This is a genomic window from Methanosarcina sp. DH2, assembly GCF_020804225.1.
Classification (GTDB): Archaea; Halobacteriota; Methanosarcinia; order Methanosarcinales; family Methanosarcinaceae; genus Methanosarcina.
Genome location: NZ_WJBI01000002.1, coordinates 482,608 through 501,024 on the forward strand (window position 1 = coordinate 482,608; position 18,417 = coordinate 501,024).

13 protein-coding genes are annotated in these 18,417 nt (G+C 45.4%); 5 read left to right on the forward strand and 8 right to left on the reverse strand.

From position 1 onward, the window contains the following. Nucleotides 1-212: 212 nt before the first annotated feature. The 4 genes from FXV91_RS06035 to FXV91_RS06050 all read right to left on the reverse strand — a co-directional run bounded on the left by FXV91_RS06035 (nt 213) and on the right by FXV91_RS06050 (nt 4,701). Nucleotides 213-1,427: a radical SAM protein gene (locus FXV91_RS06035; protein ID WP_229389432.1), complete on the reverse strand. Its 1,215-nt coding sequence runs from the start codon at nt 1,425-1,427 to the stop codon at nt 213-215. 372 nt (nt 1,428-1,799) lie between these two features. Further along, nucleotides 1,800-2,411 (reverse strand): translation initiation factor IF-2 subunit beta, encoded by a 612-nt coding sequence (locus tag FXV91_RS06040; protein ID WP_229389434.1) that lies wholly within the window; start codon nt 2,409-2,411, stop codon nt 1,800-1,802. A 35-nt stretch (nt 2,412-2,446) separates the two neighbouring features. Then, nucleotides 2,447-2,968, reverse strand: a complete 522-nt coding sequence (locus tag FXV91_RS06045; RefSeq protein ID WP_229389436.1) for a 50S ribosomal protein L16 — start codon at nt 2,966-2,968, stop codon at nt 2,447-2,449. 611 nt (nt 2,969-3,579) lie between these two features. After that, entirely contained in the window at nt 3,580-4,701 is a 1,122-nt protein-coding gene (locus FXV91_RS06050) for a DUF1786 domain-containing protein (protein ID WP_229389438.1), read from the reverse strand. A gap of 236 nt (nt 4,702-4,937) precedes the next feature. Between FXV91_RS06050 and FXV91_RS06055 the strand changes: the two genes are divergently transcribed. From FXV91_RS06055 to FXV91_RS06065, 3 genes are all read left to right on the forward strand, one after another. Beyond that, nucleotides 4,938-5,477, forward strand: coding sequence for a molybdenum cofactor biosynthesis protein B (locus FXV91_RS06055; protein WP_229389440.1), 540 nt, complete (start codon nt 4,938-4,940; stop codon nt 5,475-5,477). A gap of 569 nt (nt 5,478-6,046) precedes the next feature. After that, on the forward strand, nt 6,047-9,250 hold the full coding sequence (locus FXV91_RS06060) for a DEAD/DEAH box helicase (RefSeq protein ID WP_229389442.1): 3,204 nt from the start codon (nt 6,047-6,049) through the stop codon (nt 9,248-9,250). A gap of 1 nt (nt 9,251) precedes the next feature. Next, nucleotides 9,252-10,187 (forward strand): SWIM zinc finger family protein, encoded by a 936-nt coding sequence (locus FXV91_RS06065; protein ID WP_229389771.1) that lies wholly within the window; start codon nt 9,252-9,254, stop codon nt 10,185-10,187. A 240-nt stretch (nt 10,188-10,427) separates the two neighbouring features. Here FXV91_RS06065 and FXV91_RS06070 read toward each other — a convergent pair whose 3' ends face one another. The 4 genes from FXV91_RS06070 to FXV91_RS06085 all read right to left on the reverse strand — a co-directional run bounded on the left by FXV91_RS06070 (nt 10,428) and on the right by FXV91_RS06085 (nt 14,055). Further along, nucleotides 10,428-10,691: a FeoA family protein gene (locus FXV91_RS06070; RefSeq protein WP_229389444.1), complete on the reverse strand. Its 264-nt coding sequence runs from the start codon at nt 10,689-10,691 to the stop codon at nt 10,428-10,430. Then, nucleotides 10,688-10,852 (reverse strand): hypothetical protein, encoded by a 165-nt coding sequence (locus FXV91_RS06075; RefSeq protein ID WP_229389446.1) that lies wholly within the window; start codon nt 10,850-10,852, stop codon nt 10,688-10,690. Before FXV91_RS06075 ends, FXV91_RS06070 begins: the two co-directional genes overlap by 4 nt. Beyond that, the gene (feoB, locus tag FXV91_RS06080) at nt 10,849-12,978 is read right to left on the reverse strand and encodes a ferrous iron transport protein B (RefSeq protein WP_229389448.1); all 2,130 of its coding nucleotides are present in this window, start codon (nt 12,976-12,978) and stop codon (nt 10,849-10,851) included. The genes FXV91_RS06075 and feoB overlap by 4 nt, the downstream gene beginning before the upstream one ends. A gap of 279 nt (nt 12,979-13,257) precedes the next feature. Then, on the reverse strand, nt 13,258-14,055 hold the full coding sequence (locus FXV91_RS06085; protein WP_229389450.1) for a winged helix-turn-helix domain-containing protein: 798 nt from the start codon (nt 14,053-14,055) through the stop codon (nt 13,258-13,260). Between the two features lie 387 nt (nt 14,056-14,442). On the opposite strand from FXV91_RS06085, the gene FXV91_RS06090 reads away from it, so the two are divergent. Together FXV91_RS06090 and alaS are read left to right on the forward strand one after the other, a co-directional pair. Further along, on the forward strand, nt 14,443-14,703 hold the full coding sequence (locus FXV91_RS06090) for a YhbY family RNA-binding protein (protein ID WP_229389452.1): 261 nt from the start codon (nt 14,443-14,445) through the stop codon (nt 14,701-14,703). A 729-nt stretch (nt 14,704-15,432) separates the two neighbouring features. Then, nucleotides 15,433-18,210, forward strand: coding sequence for an alanine--tRNA ligase (gene alaS / locus FXV91_RS06095; protein ID WP_229389454.1), 2,778 nt, complete (start codon nt 15,433-15,435; stop codon nt 18,208-18,210). Nucleotides 18,211-18,417: the final 207 nt, after the last annotated feature.

Below are 18,417 nucleotides of genomic sequence, written 5' to 3' on the forward strand. Positions count from 1 at the left end.
ATTAAGAGTGTAAACTCCGTTCCGGCTAAATTGCTCTTTAAAAATACCTGCTCATATGTAAATGTTTATCTTCTGGCAGCCCCGGATACTGTCATCCACCTATTATCCACCTATTATCCACCTATTATCCCTTATTAACTGCCTGTTTTCGTCCCTTTACTATCCTCATCCGGCTACCAGTGGATTTAGAGTAATTCTGTAATAAGATCCGGTTATTTCTCGCAAATCTCTTCAAACGGATAGGGTAGTTTTGCCTCTTCAGGGATTTTATCGACTAATTCCATAAACTCGGGATCATGCATGGGGCTCAAACTCTTCTGCCGCTGGAAATACGGATAGCTCCTGATCCTATGCCAGATTTCTTTTAAGGGTATTTCTTTTACATTCCCGAACCTGAAAGGAGGATAAGGGCTTGGTTTTACATCTCCATCTGCAGTTACATGCATCCAGCGCCTGCCTGCCATTGCACCCAGCATCTGTCCTTCGAAATAGGTGTTTGAAAACATTCGGGGACCTTCCGGGTCCGAGTTTATCCTGTGATACATTTCAAGAATTGTCCTCCGGTCCCTGTCAGTAATTACAGGTTCGCCTCTTTTTTTTGGCATTGATTCCCATACCGAAAATTCATGTACTCCAAGTTCCGATGCAAGCGCGTAGAGGGCAGGAAGTTCCTTCATGTTTGAGAAAGAGGCATGCGTTGTCATTACAACCAGGAGTCCGGCTTCAAGAGCCATTTTTATGGTTGAGATTGCTCGCTCGTAAGCTCCTTCGGATTTTCGGATAGCGTCATGTTTTTTGGGATCAGTTGAATAAACGCCGACCATGAGGGAGTGAAGTCCGGCTTCTTTCAGGCGGAGAGCAGTTTCTTTTGAGAAGTCCGTGCCCCAGGTGGAACAATTAACTATAGCGCGTTTTTTGTCCACATACTCAACAAGCTCAAAAATTTCTTCGCGCAGGAGAGGGTCATTCTCAGTAAAACTAATTATTAATGTGCCAAGTTCCAGGGCTTCATCTATTATTCTTTTAATTGTATACGTATCCAGTTCGTCAGCATCTGTTCCCGGCGGGTACCTTGAACTGTTCTGGCGTGTAAGCTCAATGGAAACGGTTTCAGGAACATATTTTCCCAGAGCTATCTGGACTTCTGCAAAAATGAGGCGCTTGAAAACAGGACTCGGGATGGGAGGCAGCCAGGCTGAAGGAATAACCCTGTCCTCCTGTGCAAGAGCCGGTTTTTCCTCCTGCAGGCGTGAGTTAATCTTTTTCAGGATAGGGCTGCAGACTGCTTTAAGTGTTCCACTTGCCGTAAGTTTCAAGGTTTCTTCTTTATGTCGCTGAAGGTTCACAGACAGCCCTGGAATAGAGAGAAGTTCTATATCTATGTCTCTCGCAGAAAAGTCCGGCACATTCTTTTTTTCGGGAGTCATTTTTTCTCACAGGTAATTTTCTTACGGGTTCTTGATTTGACTGGTAAATATTTAAAACCGTCTCTGGTTTAAACAACTCGTTTAAACAAGCTCGCTAAAGCGCTCCTTTTCTTTCCAGAAGCTAAGTAGAAGTATTTTTATTCGAGAAATTCACTCTAAACCAGCCTCAACAAGCCGTAAACTCTTTAAAAAATAGACAATATCCGAATATAAAATAAATAATATCCGAATATAATGCTGAACATGAATACTCTGTTTAATCTGAGATATCAGTTTGAGAATGTCAGTCTTGAAAATGGGGCTTAAGTTGTCCGGGCACGAGAACTGATATTAGTAGTCGGCCTGGACTGCCTCTTGAAATATTAAAAAAGCTTAAACCGCCCTTTCTGAGAAGGCAAGGTTTCCGCTGATTTTCTTTATCTTTACTTTGACCACATCGCCTTTTGAGGCTCCGGGCACGAAGACAGTATACTTATCTATTTTTGCTATCCCGTCACCTTTGGACCCAACGGCATCTATCCGGAGTTCGTAGGTTCCGCCTTCTTCAATGGCATCCCTGACAACCACATTGCTTACTTTTCTCTTTTTGACAGGTCTGTGAGCCCCGCAAGCAGAACATTTCAGGACAAGGACCCTATCCGTCCTTACAAGCTGGGTGTCCGGGCGTTCGCATTCCGAACACATAACGTATTCGTCCACATAGGCCTGAATGTTGTCAGCGATCTGAGCTCTCGTAAACCTTCCCTGGAAGACTGCACGTGTGCCTTCTATCTTCCCTGCAGTTCCCAGTTCCCTGGTGAGATATTTCATCAGGTGGTCAGGATCCCGGTTAAGGATATCTGCAATATTTCCGAAGTTATCCAGAATTGTGGTTTTGCCTTCGGAAAATATTCTCGGCTCAGGGATTACGAATCGAGCGTCCGTAGTCTCGGTGTCAGGCATCTTTGCCATTGCACGGTTCAAAAGCTCTTCGTAATCGTACATTATTATACTCCCTTTGATTTTAACAGTTTAACTGGTTACTGTACCAGTTCTGCCCCTTGATCAACAACGATCCTGCAAGGGGTAGGCAGCTTCTGTCCTGCATGCCAGAGAGCTTTCTTTGCAGCCTGGAAGTTCTGCTTTTCAACAGCTACTGTAAAGATCTTCTGCATTGCTTCTACTCTTGCTGCAGTACCTACGTTCTTCCCAAAAGCCCTGCGCATCCCACTGGATACACGGTCAGCACCAGCGCCTGTTGCCTGTTTGTTTTCCCTGAGTACTTCGTGTGGGTAGACACGGAGCTTCATGTAAAAGCCCATCTTTCCGGCATCTGTACTCAGGTGCCTGTTTGCTGTAATACGGGCTGCTTCAAGAGCAACATGTCTTATCTGACATTTTTCTTCAACAATCAGGGAAACTTTAATCGGGAAAGTGGTATTTGCTTTGTCTCCCATGTCATAATGAATAACCTGACTTCCGGGAACACCGCCCATGTATTTCTTTCTGGTAAATGAGCGCTGCCTCACGTTTCTGTACATACTTCCTGGCTTTCGTACCATTAGTTTGATTCTCCTGAAAGATAATGATTTTAATAGAAATTTGTTGTAACGGATTTGTTTCCGCATATAAATGTTTGCATCACGTTCGCAAAATATCGTTTAGCAAACCGTTGGATATGGAGATATGTGCATATAGAGATACCTGCCTGTATTTACATTTATCTGTAAACCGGCCCTTGCGGGTTCTGGCAGAGAATATCTGCATCCCCGGGTTCTCCGATAGGGAATCTCATATCTGAAGTTTTACAGTCCCTAATATTTTATATATCCCGGGCTTAGGAGCTTCTAAGGCTAATCCCCATCATTTTAATGGCGGGATACAGCCGTCACCTCTCCTATAATTTGATTACAGATAACGTTTTTCTACTTACAAATCTATACTTTATTGTTAAGTTTTGTTCTGGGAGCTGTAAACGCTACAGAAGCCGCTTAACTTTGCTCTGAAACTCCAAGTATAGGGTTCTTTGAAGTAGTTTCAAAGGTAAAACTTGAAACGATGGAAGCGAGACACGAATAAATAGTTGCTCTAGGGCAGTATAGCGTTGGTTGAAATACCATAGATGCCTACGAATTTATTCGTGGGAGCTGTCACGTGACTTACTCCCTACTACTTAGTTATTTATAAGTTTTATTGATGGCTCCGGGTATTTTTCAAAGAATCCTGCAAGAAGCCCGAAGCAACCTGAAAGCATCATACTTCCGAAGGGTGCGGCAAAATGCATCTTTTTTGAAATTTCCTGCCTGAGCTCTGAACCTGAAAGCTTTTCAAGCATCTCCCTTTTCGGGCCTGTAACCATTATAGATCTAACTTGCTCAAAGCCCGGAGCTTCCTTTATATATGCGCCATGCCCTCCGTCTGTAAAAACTTCATCGAAGCCAAGTGTCCCCTCTGCAAGCCTGATAATATAGTCCTGAAGTTTTTCCGGGTTCATGCTGGAGCTGTGGTGCTCAAAAATAGCTGTGATCCTGTTTTCGTTTACAAGCGCCCCAAGAGTATGCCCATTTCCTATATTGATCACGATGGCAGGCTGGACGGCTGCAGAATCGGTAAGGGCTCCGAATATGGCTGCAGGTCCCGTATCCATGAGTACTGCTCTCGTCTTAAGTACTGTCGTTGATTTAAGAAGTGAATCTGCCTGGGCTTTCATGCGGGTAAACGCCTGCGGGACTTCTTCTGGTCGGAAAACAAAATTTTCGAGCTTTCCCCCTTTCTCGATAAGTTCCTTTAGAAGTTCAAACCTGTATACCCGGTTGCTCTTATCCGGAGCGTTTCCATGGTCCTGGACTGCCACTGCATAATTTTCCGGCATCCTTACTTCAAAATTTGAAAGTGCGCATGAAACGGCGCAGGGGTCAAAGTCCTTCATAACAACTTCCAGTGCTTCCCCAGAACCTGCAAGTTTCTTTGCCTCCTTATTTGAGACAATTCGGACCCCGAAAGCCTTCACTTTCTCAAGGTTGTCATGAATGGTCAGAGCAGCTTCTTCAGTAGCATATGCAGGGAACCCTGCTTTCAGGTGAGTGCGGACAGCCCATGCAGAAGGACCCCCTCCCATTATGGTCCCGGTAAGCACAAGTGCCTTTCCTGCCTTTGTCACTCTCCGCACTCTTTCCGCAGTAACTTGTGTTGGAGCAGGCATGACCATTATCAGGCTGTTTTCAACCTCTTTTTCAGAATCAAAGAGCAGGATGTCCTGCGTACCTGTCCCTATATCCGCTGCAAGTATGTGCATACCCGAGCATTGGGCTGATAAGTTATTAAAATATGGGCAGGCAAGTAACATTACAGGATACAGGGTGACAGGTAGAATAGTCATAATGTGAAAACCGTAATGTGAAAACCGTAATGTGAAAATCATAATGTGAATATCATAATATGAAAACTGTAATGTGAAAATCACAATGTAGCAACTGAACAGGATACCCAGAACAGGAGAATAATTTGAATATATTGGAGAGTGCTGTTTTCATGAAAGAATCCATACCAGAAATTCACAAAAAAGACGCCAGAAAATCTTATTCTTTTGCCATAATTACGATTTCAACCTCAAGGTACGAAAAGTACGGAAATCCGTTTTTTCCTGAAGAAGCGGAAGACCTTTCAGGAAAAGCCATAAAAGACCTTCTTGAGATTGCAGGCAATAGCGTTTCTTTTTACAGGCTTGTGTCTGATGAAAAATATTCAATTCTTGATTCCCTTTTTGCCGCTCTTGGCAGCTCTGCGGATATTGTCGTAACAAGCGGAGGCACAGGGCTTGCTCCAAAAGACCTTACTATCGAGTCCGTAGCCCCTCTTTTTGAGAAAGAAATCCCTGGTTTCGGGGAACTTTTCAGGTACAAAAGCCTTGAAGAAATAGGAACATCGGTAATCCTTACCCGAGCATCAGCAGGTGTAATAAAAGGAAAGGCAGTGTTCTGTCTCCCGGGGTCGCCAAATGCCGTAAAACTGGCCCTTTCAAAAATTATCATTCCCGAAGCCGGGCACATTGTCAGGCATGTGAGGGAATAAACCTGATAAGTTTTGGTAGATGGGCTTCTTAATGAGATAAGTAAGCTTGAAGAAGAGCACAGAATTGCGACTTTGAACTTCTCCCTGAAGAGTCCAGAGAAACCTTTCACAGGGAAAGCGGATTAAGAGCCTATCCGAAAAGTCAGTAATGCATGTTGAAAAGTCACAATAGGTCTATAATGTCAGAGTATCCGTTCCGGTTTTGCATATTGCATATTGTAAAAGTTATAGCAGGTAACCACTTTTCGGATAGGCTCTAAGTATACTTGGAGTGCACGGAGCAATATTGTGGAACTTTAAAAATCGTTTCTCTTCTTTTTCTTCACTTATCTCTGAAGGGACCTATTATAATTATTTTATTGCCATTTAGTGGGATATTTTTGTCCCAACGTCTTTTTCCACATCTTATTTTTTCGGTATTGTGCACGTTTTGGTTTCTTGTATGCAGGCAAGCTTAAAAATCTAAGTTCTAAGTCAATATTTCCGATCTCAATTGTAGAATCGACGGAGTTTTGAAACGGCTTGCCCCAAATCATTTTTTAATATATCTTCTCTCTTTATACAAATATATGATAATCCTGCATGCAGGAAGAGTCGGAAAACAGTTCTTCTTATGGGGTGAAAGCCCGGCCGAAAGTGAAACTCCGGTTGTTCGGCGTGGGAGAAAACCTAAAACCCCGATTGTAAAACCTTATCCTTATGATTCGGGATTTGGAAACCTGTCTTCTGCCCTTGAGGTACTGCTGGGAAGTACTGGCTGGAAAGAGACGGAGAAAATTAACGTCTGGATTCCTACAACAGGTGGGGATCCGGTCCCTTCCAGCTCTCTTGTTGCTGAAATTCCGGATTCGAAAGCAGAACCTGCACTGGCTCCCTGGACTGTTCACGCATATCCCCTGGAAGCTGAAGAAGCTATTGTTCTCCTCTGTGCCTGTATGGGAAAAAGGGTTCTGGCTCCCGGCATAATCCCGGGGAACGACCTTATCTGGTGGGCAGAAGCCCTGAAATTTGCAGGCTCGCTGGTAGCAGGACAAAAATACCTGCCTGGCATCCGGGGGGAGGAAGGAGAATACAGGGCTTTCTGGGAACCCGTATTTTCCGGAGAAGATGCAGGAGAGCTGGCAAAGCTGGTAAATCAAATGCCCCCTGCTGCAAGGGCTCTTACTCCTGAAGCTTCTTCCATGCTGCCGGAAATGCCTGCGGCTCTGGTGGCAAGGCAGTTTATCGAAGATTCTCTTGACTGGATAGTCCGGTCCGAGATCGGAGAAAAAAAGCTTGCAAAAGAGATCCGCAAAAGAAAATCCTTTGATAGCGTCCACGATGCCTGGGTTTCTGCTCTGAAAAGCCCTGACGGGCTGATCTATGGAGACGAAAAAGAGCTTCTGCAGCTTGCGGCCCGAACCCGTGAATGGCAGCGCCCCCTAACTATCCTTACTACTTCCCCTTTCAGGTTCTGTTTCCGTCTGGAAGAACCGGCTGCGGAAGAAGAAACCGAAGAAAATGAAGATGGGAGAGGAGATACTAAAAAAGGCAGGGAAGGGATAGCTGATATCGAAGTTCCCGAAGGACACTGGTATGTCCGCTACCTGCTTCAGTCCTACGAAGACCCGAGCCTTCTGATCCCTGTAAAAGAAGCCTGGAAGCCAAAGAAGGGCAGCCCGTTGAAAAGATATGATGTGAAAAACATTCGCCAATTTCTGTTATCTTCCCTTGGGCAGGCTTCCAGTATCAGTTCAGGAATTGCTTCCAGTCTTGAATCTCCCGACCCATCCGGATATTCCCTTGATACGAAAGAGGCTTACCGCTTCCTTACTGAAAGTGCAGTGAATCTAAGCCAGGCCGGTTTCGGGTTGCTTCTCCCTGGCTGGTGGACCCGTAAAGGTACAAAAACCCACTTAAAAGCCCAGGCAAAAGTTAAGGGCAAGAAGTTACAGGCCGGAAGCGGGCTTACCCTCGAAAAGGTTGTCAGCTTTGACTGGGAAATCGCCCTGGGGGACAGGGTACTAACAATCAAAGAACTGCAGGCTCTTGCAAAGCTCAAGGCCCCGCTTGTGAAAGTCCGCGGGCAGTGGGTCGAGGTAAACGGTTCGGAAATCCGGGCTGCTCTTGAGTTCTGGCAGAAGAACCCTCACGGGGAAGCAAGTCTGCGCGAAATTATAAAGCTAGCTGTGGGCGCTTCCGAAAAAGCCGATGGTGTGGACGTTGAAGGGCTCAATGCGATCGGCTGGATTGGAGAATTAATCAGCCGCTTAAAGGACAAAGCCGGATTTGAAGAGCTTCCGGCTCCCGAGGGTTTTTCAGGAACCCTTCGGCCCTACCAGTTCCGAGGTTACTCCTGGCTGGCTTTCTTGAGGCAGTGGGGCATAGGAGCCTGCCTTGCAGATGACATGGGGCTTGGTAAAACCGTCCAGACTCTTGCTCTTATCCAGCATGACCTGGAACAGGTTGAAGAACAGGTTGAAGAACAGGTTGATAGACATAAAGCCCCAAAACCGGTTCTTCTTGTCTGCCCGACCTCTGTTATCAACAACTGGAAAAAAGAGGCTGCTCGCTTTACCCCGGAACTTTCGGTAATGGTCCACCACGGGACCAGCCGGAAAAAGGAAGAGGAATTTAGAATGGAAGCCATGAACCATGCTATTGTTATCTCAAGCTATGGGCTTCTGCAGCGGGACGTTAAGTTTTTAAAAGGGGTTCCCTGGGCCGGAGCAGTACTTGATGAAGCCCAGAACATCAAAAACCCGGAAACGAAACAGGCAAAGGCGGCCAGGGCTCTGGAAGCCGATTATCGCATAGCTCTAACAGGGACTCCGGTTGAAAACAATGTGGGCGACCTCTGGTCCATTATGGAGTTTTTAAACCCCGGTTTCCTTGGCAGCCAGGCTGGTTTCAAGCGGAATTTCTTTATTCCCATTCAGGCCGAAAGGGATCCGGAAGCTGCAAGGAGGCTGAAAGAAATTACGGGTCCTTTCATCCTGCGCCGCCTGAAGACCGATACTTCAATTATCTCCGACCTTCCGGAAAAAATGGAGATGAAGACCTATTGTACTCTGACAAAAGAACAGGCTTCTCTCTATGCTGCAGTCCTCGAAGATATCGAAGGGGCGATGGAAGACTCTGAAGAAGGCATCCAGAGAAAAGGTATAATCCTATCTGCCCTTTCCAGGCTCAAGCAGGTCTGCAATCACCCGGCACAGTTTTTGAAGGACAACTCCGGCATTCCTGGAAGATCAGGAAAACTCGCAAGGCTTACCGAAATGCTGGATGTGATTCTGGAAAACAAAGAAAAAGTTCTTGTTTTCACCCAGTTTGCGGAGATGGGCAAAATGTTAAAAGAGCACCTGCAGGCAAGCTTTGGCTGTGAAGTCCTTTTCCTTCACGGTGGGGTTCCCAGAAAGCAGCGGGACAGAATGCTTGAACGTTTCCAGGAGGGAAAAGAGTACCTCCCTATCTTTGTCCTTTCCCTCAAAGCCGGAGGAACGGGGCTTAATCTTACGGGGGCAAACCATGTTTTCCACTTTGACCGCTGGTGGAACCCGGCTGTAGAAAACCAGGCAACCGACAGGGCATTCCGTATAGGCCAGACAAGAAATGTTGAGGTGCATAAGTTCATCTGTGCAGGCACGCTTGAAGAAAAAATAGATGAGATTATCGAACGCAAAGTGCAGGTTGCAGAGAATGTTGTCGGAACAGGTGAAGATTGGCTGACAGAACTTTCCGATGAGGAATTGAAGGACATTCTCGCCCTTCGAGAAGAAGCGGTAGGTGAATAAAATGGCAGCTTACTGGGACGGCTATGGTAATTATGAGCCCACAAAGCCAATTGAGGTCAAAGGGGGCATCAAGGCAAAATCCAAACGTGGAAGCTTTGCTCAGAGCTGGTGGGCAAAACGCTGGATCAAAACTCTTGAAAGCTTTAATATGGGGGCCAGGTTGAGCCGCGGAAAAAGCTATGCCCGTAAAGGCCAGGTAACCTCCATTAAAATAGAGGCCGGGCTCGTGAGGTCCAAAGTCCAGGGTTCAAACCCCACACCTTACTCGGTAACGATCAAAGTCCGGACCCTAACAGGTTCCGAATGGGAACTCCTTGCAGAAATAATTGCCCTGAAACCTATCTTTGCGGCAAAGCTTCTCGCAGGCGAGATGCCGGAAGATATTGACTCTGCATTCAGGGAAATAGGACTCTCCCTCTTTCCTGAAACACTCGATGACCTTGAAACCGACTGCTCCTGCCCTGACTGGTCAAACCCATGTAAGCACATTGCAGCTGTTTACTACCTGCTCGGGGAAGAATTTGACAGGGACCCCTTCCTTATCTTTAAGCTAAGAGGTGTGGACATGGACGATTTTATGTCCATTCTTGGAAAGGGCTTTGTTCCGGAAACTGTGGGTCAGGTAGCGGAAGCCGGGGTCCTTACAGGGCCTGATGATAAAACCGGAACTGCACTCGAGGCTGAAATCTCTCCTGTTTCTCCTGAGCCTCTGCCCATTGGCCCGGAAGTTTTCTGGGGCAGGCTCCCTGAAAGCCCTGGAGAAGAAAAAAGCCCTTCCCTTGAGGCTCACATTCCTCAGGCTCCAGCTGCCCTTCCAAAAAGGCTTGGAAAATTCCCCTTCTGGTGCGGCGAAGAAGATTTGCTTGAAGTGCTGGAGGAAATCTACAAAAAAGCTTCACCTGCAGGGATGATGATTTTCCTTGGAGAACGTAAATAAATGCTTTTGCATATTTTTCTTCAAAGTAAGCAAAATTTTACGCTCTCAAGCAAAATTAACGTTCTATATACAATTATGGTCCATCTACAATCAGGTACGGAATCTGTTAATATTAAATGACTACTGAAATCATACATCCTGCGCTCTACAACGACCCTCTTACCGGGCTTCTTCTTGCATGGAAGTGTCAGGCAGGCTACTCTTCTGTGCCGTATTTTTTGTCTTTTATTTGGCGGCAAATCAGTAGCTAACATAGATATGGTTTGCAACTTCCCTGTCCACGGCATACCGGGTCTGGTCTACCTCAAAGAGATAGGAGGGGGAGCGCCTGAGCAGTGTGACAGGCATACCGGGCAGGATACCCATTGCTATCAGTTTCTGTAAAATCCCTGCATTTTTTGTTTCCAGACTGGAGATTTTTCCGGTTTTTCGGGGTTCCATTGACGAAAGTGTGGTAGTTTTCAAGGTGGTATTCAGAGAGATATGTGAATTTTCTGCTATCATTTAAAGAGGCTCCTTATTAGCTGTATTATCTTTGCTTCTTTTACAAGTTCGTACCCGCAGGAAGGGCAGCACTGTTTGCTGCAGTTGTGCAGTTTTCCGCAGCCGGTACATTTCGATTCATTTGCTTTTTCAAATTCGCTTCCGCAGAGAGGGCAGTTCACAGGCTCACCCCCAGCGCTGTCAGGAGGGTGTTTACGATAAAACCTACGAGGAAGGCAGAGGGGAAGATGAATCCTGAGATCGCAAGGGCCATTTTAAATCCTCTCTCTTTTATGGTCATCATGAACTGGGCAATACAGGGCATAAAGAGGGTCAGAGTGACTGCCGCAACTACAAGCTGCACGCCTGTAAGCAACCCGGCATCATGCATTCCGTAAAGCCCTGCTGCCCCGAAATCTCTCCTGAAAAAGCCGAAGAGAAAAATATCGGCAGCATCAGAAGGAAGCCCGATCCAGACGGTCGGGTATTCCATTGTTTTCAGGGCAATGGCAAAAAGCCCTGTCAGCCTGCCTATCCAGATCAGTACGCTTGCCAGCACAAAGAGAGGCAGGACTTCCAGGAAGTACCAGTGCATTCTTGAGTAGGTCTTCACGGCTATGTTTGAAAGCCGCGGAATTCTAAGAGGAGGCATCTCGAGAATGAATGTCGGGGCCTCTCCTGGCAGGATTTTCGCAGCCAGGTATCCTATGAAGACAAACTCAAGCACTATCACACCTGCCCAGATAAGCAGTCCATTCGGGTTTCCAGATAGGATGGAAAGAATAATGCCAAGTTGTGCCGAGCAGGGGATGGCAAGAGCCAGCAGGATGGTTGAAATAAGCCTTTCCCTTCTTGTTTCAAGGGTCCGCGTGACCATGGTAGCCATTGTGGAACAGCCAAAGCCGAGTACCATTGGAATTACCGCCCTTCCGCTGAGCCCTATTTTTTTGAACATACTGTCCAGGAGCAGGCCCAGCCTGGGGAGATATCCTGTATCCTCGATAATTGAGAACACAAGGAAGAAAGCTCCCACTATCGGCAAAATAAGAGCAATCGCATAGGTTACTGCCTGCGTAAATATTCCGTACTCCCCTACAAAAAGGTCCTGCAGGGCAGGGTAGGGCACAAGGGATGTGAACCATGCGGTCACCAGGGGGTTTATGTGCTCTCCGAATACCGTATTCTCCAGGAAGTCAACAAGAATGCCTGCTGCAAAAACGCCTACGAAGCGGTAAAGTCCTAAATAGAGTACAAGAAGCAGCACCGGGATACCAAACAAAGGATGAGTCAGCACGCTGTCGATGTTTTCTGCGAGCAGGACCTTTTTCCGGGCCTTTTCCCTCTTTTCGGTTTTTTCTTTTTGCCCGGTCTCTCTTTCCTTAGTTTCTTTATCCGTATCCTGTACTTCCATTACCTGTTCCACTATTCTGTTTACAATTTCCTGCCTCTTGAGGGTGAACAGGTAGGAAAGAGGGATTCCAGCCTTTTCCGAAGCCGTTTCTGCAAGTCTCTGAAACTCCTCAAAGCTGTTTCTTCTGCTTTCATTTTTCTCATTTTTGTCCCTGTATTCCTCTTCAGGACTGCATACAACATCAAGAGCTGTCCTATCTCCCTGAAGAAGCAGGAGGGAAAGGGATCTTTTTGATATTCCGGTTTCCTCTGCAGTTTTCAGCAGGCCTTCTGCTTCCGAGATGTATGGCTCTATTTCCTGCCCGTAATCAGTTTCCTGCGAAATTCTCTCGTATTTCTTATGAGTGAATTCCATAATTGAAGTTTTGAGTTCTTCAATTCCTTTTCCTTCACTTGAAACCGTGCCTACTACCGGGATTCCGAGGGCTTTGCTGAGCCCCTGTATATCAATTTCTATTCCTCTTTCCTCAGCTTCGTCCATCATATTCAGGACAAGGATAAGGGGAGTCCCGGCTTCAAGGAGCTGGAGTGTGAAAGAGAGCATGCGCCTGAGATTTCTTGCATCCACTACATGCAGGCAGACAAAGGCTTTCTCTTCAAAAAGCAGACGCTGCGAGACTCTTTCTTCTTCGCTTACAGGGAGAAGGGAATACATTCCGGGTGTATCAATAAATTCATATTCCCTCTCTCCTATCCTGCCTTTTCCCCGGCTGATCTCAACTGAGGTTCCTGGATAATTGGAAACTATAGTATAACTTCCGGAAAGGGCATTAAAAAGGCTGCTTTTTCCCACATTAGGGCTTCCTACAAGTACTATTTTAGGCAGCCCTTTACCTGGCATGCACTCCTTTTTTCCACGGCAACACTCCTTTTCAGGACAGATAAGTGGCAGTTTCATCTTTAACTCTCATTTTTAGGCAGACCTAAATTTCTATTTTAGCCATATTTAGGTACACCTAATATTTAAAGTTAATGAAGATCCTCTTTACTTTTTATATAATCGCCTTGATTAAAAACAGAGTCGTTAAAAATGCTTCATTTAAGAATATCTTCTTTAAAAAGTCCTTATTTAAAAAGGCTAAAAACCAGGATTATCTAAAAAAGGATTTCTAAAAAAGGAGTAGCTAAAAATAGCTTTTAGCCTGAGATTATGTTTTCACAGTTATTTCTCAAACTCCTATTTTTCTTTAATTTTTATTTCTCTGCTCATGTCTCTGAAGTATTCGAACAGGTCTTTTCCCCATCCGATTGCCCCGGGTTCGAAGCTAATTATATACTGGCGGTCAAACCTTCCACTTTCATTAAACAACCCCAGAAGCATTATTTTATCAGAAGACACAACGACTGCAGGGATATCCGCTTCTTTTTTGTCCAGAATAAAGAGACTCGCGTTCTTCATTCTGAGAAATTCTTTCCCTTCTTTTTTGAAATCCTCTGCAAGCCGTAAGTATACGGATTCGCTCAGGACAAGGGAGATCTCAATATCTCTTCTGGCAAGCTCCAGGAAAAAGGCAGGGAATTGCGGGTGAAAATAAGAGAAAAACATGAGGATATGGTTCGAGTTAGAAGTATGCTTCACGAATTCCGGGTTAAGATCAAAAGTATGGCTCAGGTCCGGTTCTATCAGGCGATAATTTCCAAGCTCGCTGATCCGTTTCATAAGATGAAGGGGAATAGGTGTGAGCCTTCTGTCTGCCCAGAATTCCTCATTTTTCTCAAAAACCTCCAGGGTCTCAAGAAGAGGCTGCATTTTTTCTATTACAATTTCTCCTATCAGGCTGAGGCGATACACGCCGTCTTCGTGGATTACAAGGTTCTGTTCCTTCAGCTTCTTTATCTGGGGAAGGAGAGCGGTTCTTGGAACTTGAAGCCTGTCAAGAATCTCCTGGGTATTCTTTGGTCCTTCCTTCAATAGCAGGAGAAAAGCTTTTCTCTTTTCTGAAAACAGGATCAAATCAAGCAAGTTTGGGTTCATTTACTCTCGCCGCCCGGAAGTGAAAGAAGGGTTTATTTTCCGGTTTTGGTTCTCTATAGAGTTAATGAATATCAAGCCGATAATAAAGATGTCGAAATTATTTGAATCCCTGCTCAGGTCCTTTCCATCAGCACGAAAAGCCTGTAGTACGGTGAATATGAAGTAACTGATAAAGAAACCGGGAACTGGATGTAACCTTAAATTGGGCTCACCGGGAAACTTTGATATAGATGCTGGTGAGAATGGGTGAAATCATACTCAAGGGTAAACTAGCTTCAAGGTAGAAGGAATTATTTCATCGATGTTGTGCATTTCTAATCACATTGATGATGTGAGCTTTTTATAATTAGCAGGCGAGTTTTATCATTAACAATGTGAGGAAGGGTAATGGAGAAAGAAAAACTATACCAGCTGAAATCCGATGCAAACAAGATAAGTCCTATTCTTAATATTGGAAAGAATGGGGTCACTGAAACTCTGATCGAAGAACTGAATAAAAAATTGAAAGCTAACAGGCTTGTAAAGGTCAGGGTACTTAAGAGCGCAGAAGAAGGAAAAGATCTGAAAACTATTGCAGATGAGATTGCCGATGCTACAAGATCCACACTGATTGACGTACGTGGCAGGACAGTTGTGCTGTATAGATAATAATTTCAGGGAGAAGCGGCTAATTAGCAGTACTCGATTAAAGGTACTCAATTAAAGGTACTCGATTAAAGGTACTCGATTAAAGGTACTCRATTAAAGGTACTCRATTAAAGGTACTCGATTAAAGGTACTCGATTAAAGGTACTCGATTAAAGGTACTTGATTAGCGCTGTTCAAGTTGGAACCTTAATAGTATTGTAGTAAGTATTATAATGTAAGTATCATAATTGAAAATGTCTGAGTAATCGAAATACTCCACATTTAACCTTCTCCCTGAAGTATCGTTTTTTCGAGTTATTTTACAGGCGAGAAGTTTATCTTCATAGGTAAAAAACACATTCTTATCTTTTATAATGAAGAACAAAGTTTTTCTGTAGAAGTGCCTCTAATAGTTAAGGTTCGTAAGTGTGGGCCCATTTAAATATAAATTATTATATAACATTATTATATATTTCCCCAGTATTATGTAAGTTACTTATATGTTACTTATGTTGAAAAAATTAGCTGTAAAAGTTTAAAAGTTTATTCGTACACAAGCCCACAGGATCTCACTATTTGAGATTGATCCCATACCGCTGTACATAAAAATTAACGGATAAACGATTTAGATCGTCATAAGCACTAAAGTGCCTGAAACCCCCCTGAGACGGTTGAGCTGGGTTACTTCTGCTTTCCTTTTATTTTGAGATGCAGCGGGGCAGACCGCACCCACCATCCGGAGAGATTATTATGCTTGAAGATGAGTATCAACTTGACTTTTTCAAAAACAACGGTTTCGTCCGGAAACAGTGCCACAAATGCGGCAAATTCTTCTGGACGCGTGACCCTGAAAGAAATACATGCGGAGATGCGCCCTGTGATCCTTATTCCTTCATAGGAAGCCCTGTCTTTTCCAGGGAATTTGATATCTCAGAGATGCGCGAATATTACCTTTCCTTCTTTGAAGCAAGAGGACACACAAGGATTGCTCGCTATCCTGTGGTCGCCCGCTGGAGGGATGATATTTACCTCACCATAGCTTCAATTGCAGACTTCCAGCCTTTCGTAACTTCAGGACAGGTACCTCCTCCCGCAAATCCCCTGACAATTTCGCAGCCCTGCATCAGGTTAAATGACCTTGACTCCGTGGGCAGGAGCGGGCGCCACCTGACAAACTTTGAGATGATGGCGCATCATGCTTTCAACAAAAGGGACAATGAAATTTACTGGAAAGAACATACCCTTGAACTCTGCGACGAGCTCCTGACATCTCTCAAGGTCGACCCCTTTGCCGTGACCTACAAAGAAGAGCCCTGGGCAGGCGGAGGCAACGCCGGGCCCTGTGTGGAGGTTATCGTTCATGGGCTCGAACTTGCTACCCTTGTTTTCATGGACCTGAAGACCGACAAAAAAGGAGATATCCTGATTAAAGGAGAGACCTACTCGAAGATGGACAATTACATCGTGGACACCGGGTATGGTCTCGAGCGTTTTGTCTGGGCTTCCAAAGGTTCTCCCACCATCTATGATGCGCTTTTCCCCGGCATAGTAAACGAGCTCATGGGGGTTGCAGGGCTTGAACATGAACTGAATAACTCCGAGTATGCAAACATTCTGGCGCAGAATGCCCGTCTTGCAGGGTTTATGGATGTCAGTGAAAAAGCAAACCTTATGGAACTCAGGAAAAAGGTTGCCTCAAGCATCGGAATGACAGTAGACAAACTCTCGGCTATTATGGAACCCGTAGAGAAGGTCTATGCAATCACCGACCACACCCGATGCCTGACCTTCATGCTCGGAGACGGAATTATCCCTTCCAATGTTAAAGCAGGATACCTGGCACGCCTTGTACTGAGAAGGACGCTGCGCATGATGAAAGACCTTGATATCAGGATCCCGCTCTCCGAAATCGTGGATATGCACATAAAGAATATGCCAGAGTATCCTGAGTTTAAGAATAACCTCCCTGTCATTCAGGAAATTCTGGAATCCGAGGAGGAAAAGTTCAACGCTACCATGGAGAGGGGGCGCAGGATCATCCAGAAATCGGCATCCCATTTCAAGAAGACCGGAGAAAAAGTTCCTCTGTCCCAGTTAACCGAACTCTACGACTCACACGGCATACCGCCAGAGATGGCAAAAGAAGTTGCAGCCGAGATTGGGGTAGAAGTAGAGTTCCCTGACAATTTCTATTCCATCATTGGTGAACTGCACAACAAGGCTGAAGAAAAGGAAGAACAGGTAATTCCTTTTGCAGAAAGGCTCAAACACCTTCCTAAGACCAAACGCCGCTTCTATGACGAGCCCACCCGTCTGGAATTCGAGGCGGTTGTCCTTGATGTGTTTGATAATCATGTAGTAATGGATAACACGTTCTTCTATGCGGAAGGCGGAGGGCAGCCTGCAGATATCGGAACCATCACTGCCGGAGATGCCGTGTACAGAGTTGTGGATGTTCAGGTATATGAGGGTGTAATCGTACATACAGTTGATATTCCAGGCAGGGAACTTGAGATCACCAAAGGCGATATTATCACCGGTAAGGTCGATGAAAAGCGCAGGATGGCTCTTGCAAGGCACCACACAGCAACTCATATTGTTAATGATGCCGCCCGAAAGGTTCTAGGCAAACATATCTGGCAGGCCGGTGCCCAGAAGTTTGAGGACCACTCCAGGCTTGACCTTTCTCATTATAGACACATCTCTCCTCAGGAAATCAGGCAAATCGAGCTTCTTGCCAATCGCATGGTTATGGAAAACAAACGTGTGGTTACGGAATGGATGCCGAGGACTGAAGCTGAGCAGGTATATGGTTTCGGGCTCTATCAGGGTGGAGTGCCTCCTGGAGAAAAGATCAGGATTGTAAAGGTCGGAGATGATGTAGAAGCTTGCGGTGGGACCCACTGCCTGAGTACTGGTATCATCGGTCCTATCAAAATCCTGAAGGCAGAAAGGATTCAGGACGGTGTGGAGAGGATCGAGTTTGCAGCCGGAGCTGCAGCAGTGCGTGCCATGCAAAAAATGGAATCGCTTCTTGTTGATTCAGCAAAGACCCTGAGTGTACCTCCGGAACACCTCCCGGTAAGTGTAGAACGTTTCTTCGGGGAATGGAAAGACCTCAAGAAAGAAAACGAAAGGCTTAAAGAAGAACTTGCCCGGTCCAGGGTTTACAGAATGCTCGGGGATGCTTCTGAGGTTGCAGGTCTCAGGGTTGTTGCCGAACCTGTTCCCGGAGCAGACTCTCTTGAGCTTCAGAAGATGGCTACGGAACTCCTGAAACACGAAAATGTAATCGCTCTTCTTGCAAGCGATGTTGAAGGTGTCAAGCTTGTAGCTTCTGCCGGAGAAAAAGCCCTGAAATGTGGAATTAATGCCGGTAACCTTGTCCGCGAGATGTCAAAGATTGTCGGCGGAGGCGGAGGCGGGAAGCCTGCTCTTGCAATGGGCGGCGGAACTGACCCCACAAGGATTCAGGATGCTCTTGCCAGAGGGCTTGAGCTTGTGAAAGATACCTGCAAAGAAGCTTAAAAAATCAAACAGATCAATCAGATCAATCAGGTTGAGCGGCTCAATAAAATTAGCAAATCAATCCAGCCGAATGGTCCGATTAAAACAGATAGTCAAAGTAGATTGAGCCAATCAAAATATATTGAGCCAATCAAAATGGATTGAGCCCAAAACCAAAAACTGTCACCGGGTTTTAAAGCCCGGTTCTTTTATCTTTTTTTACCTTCA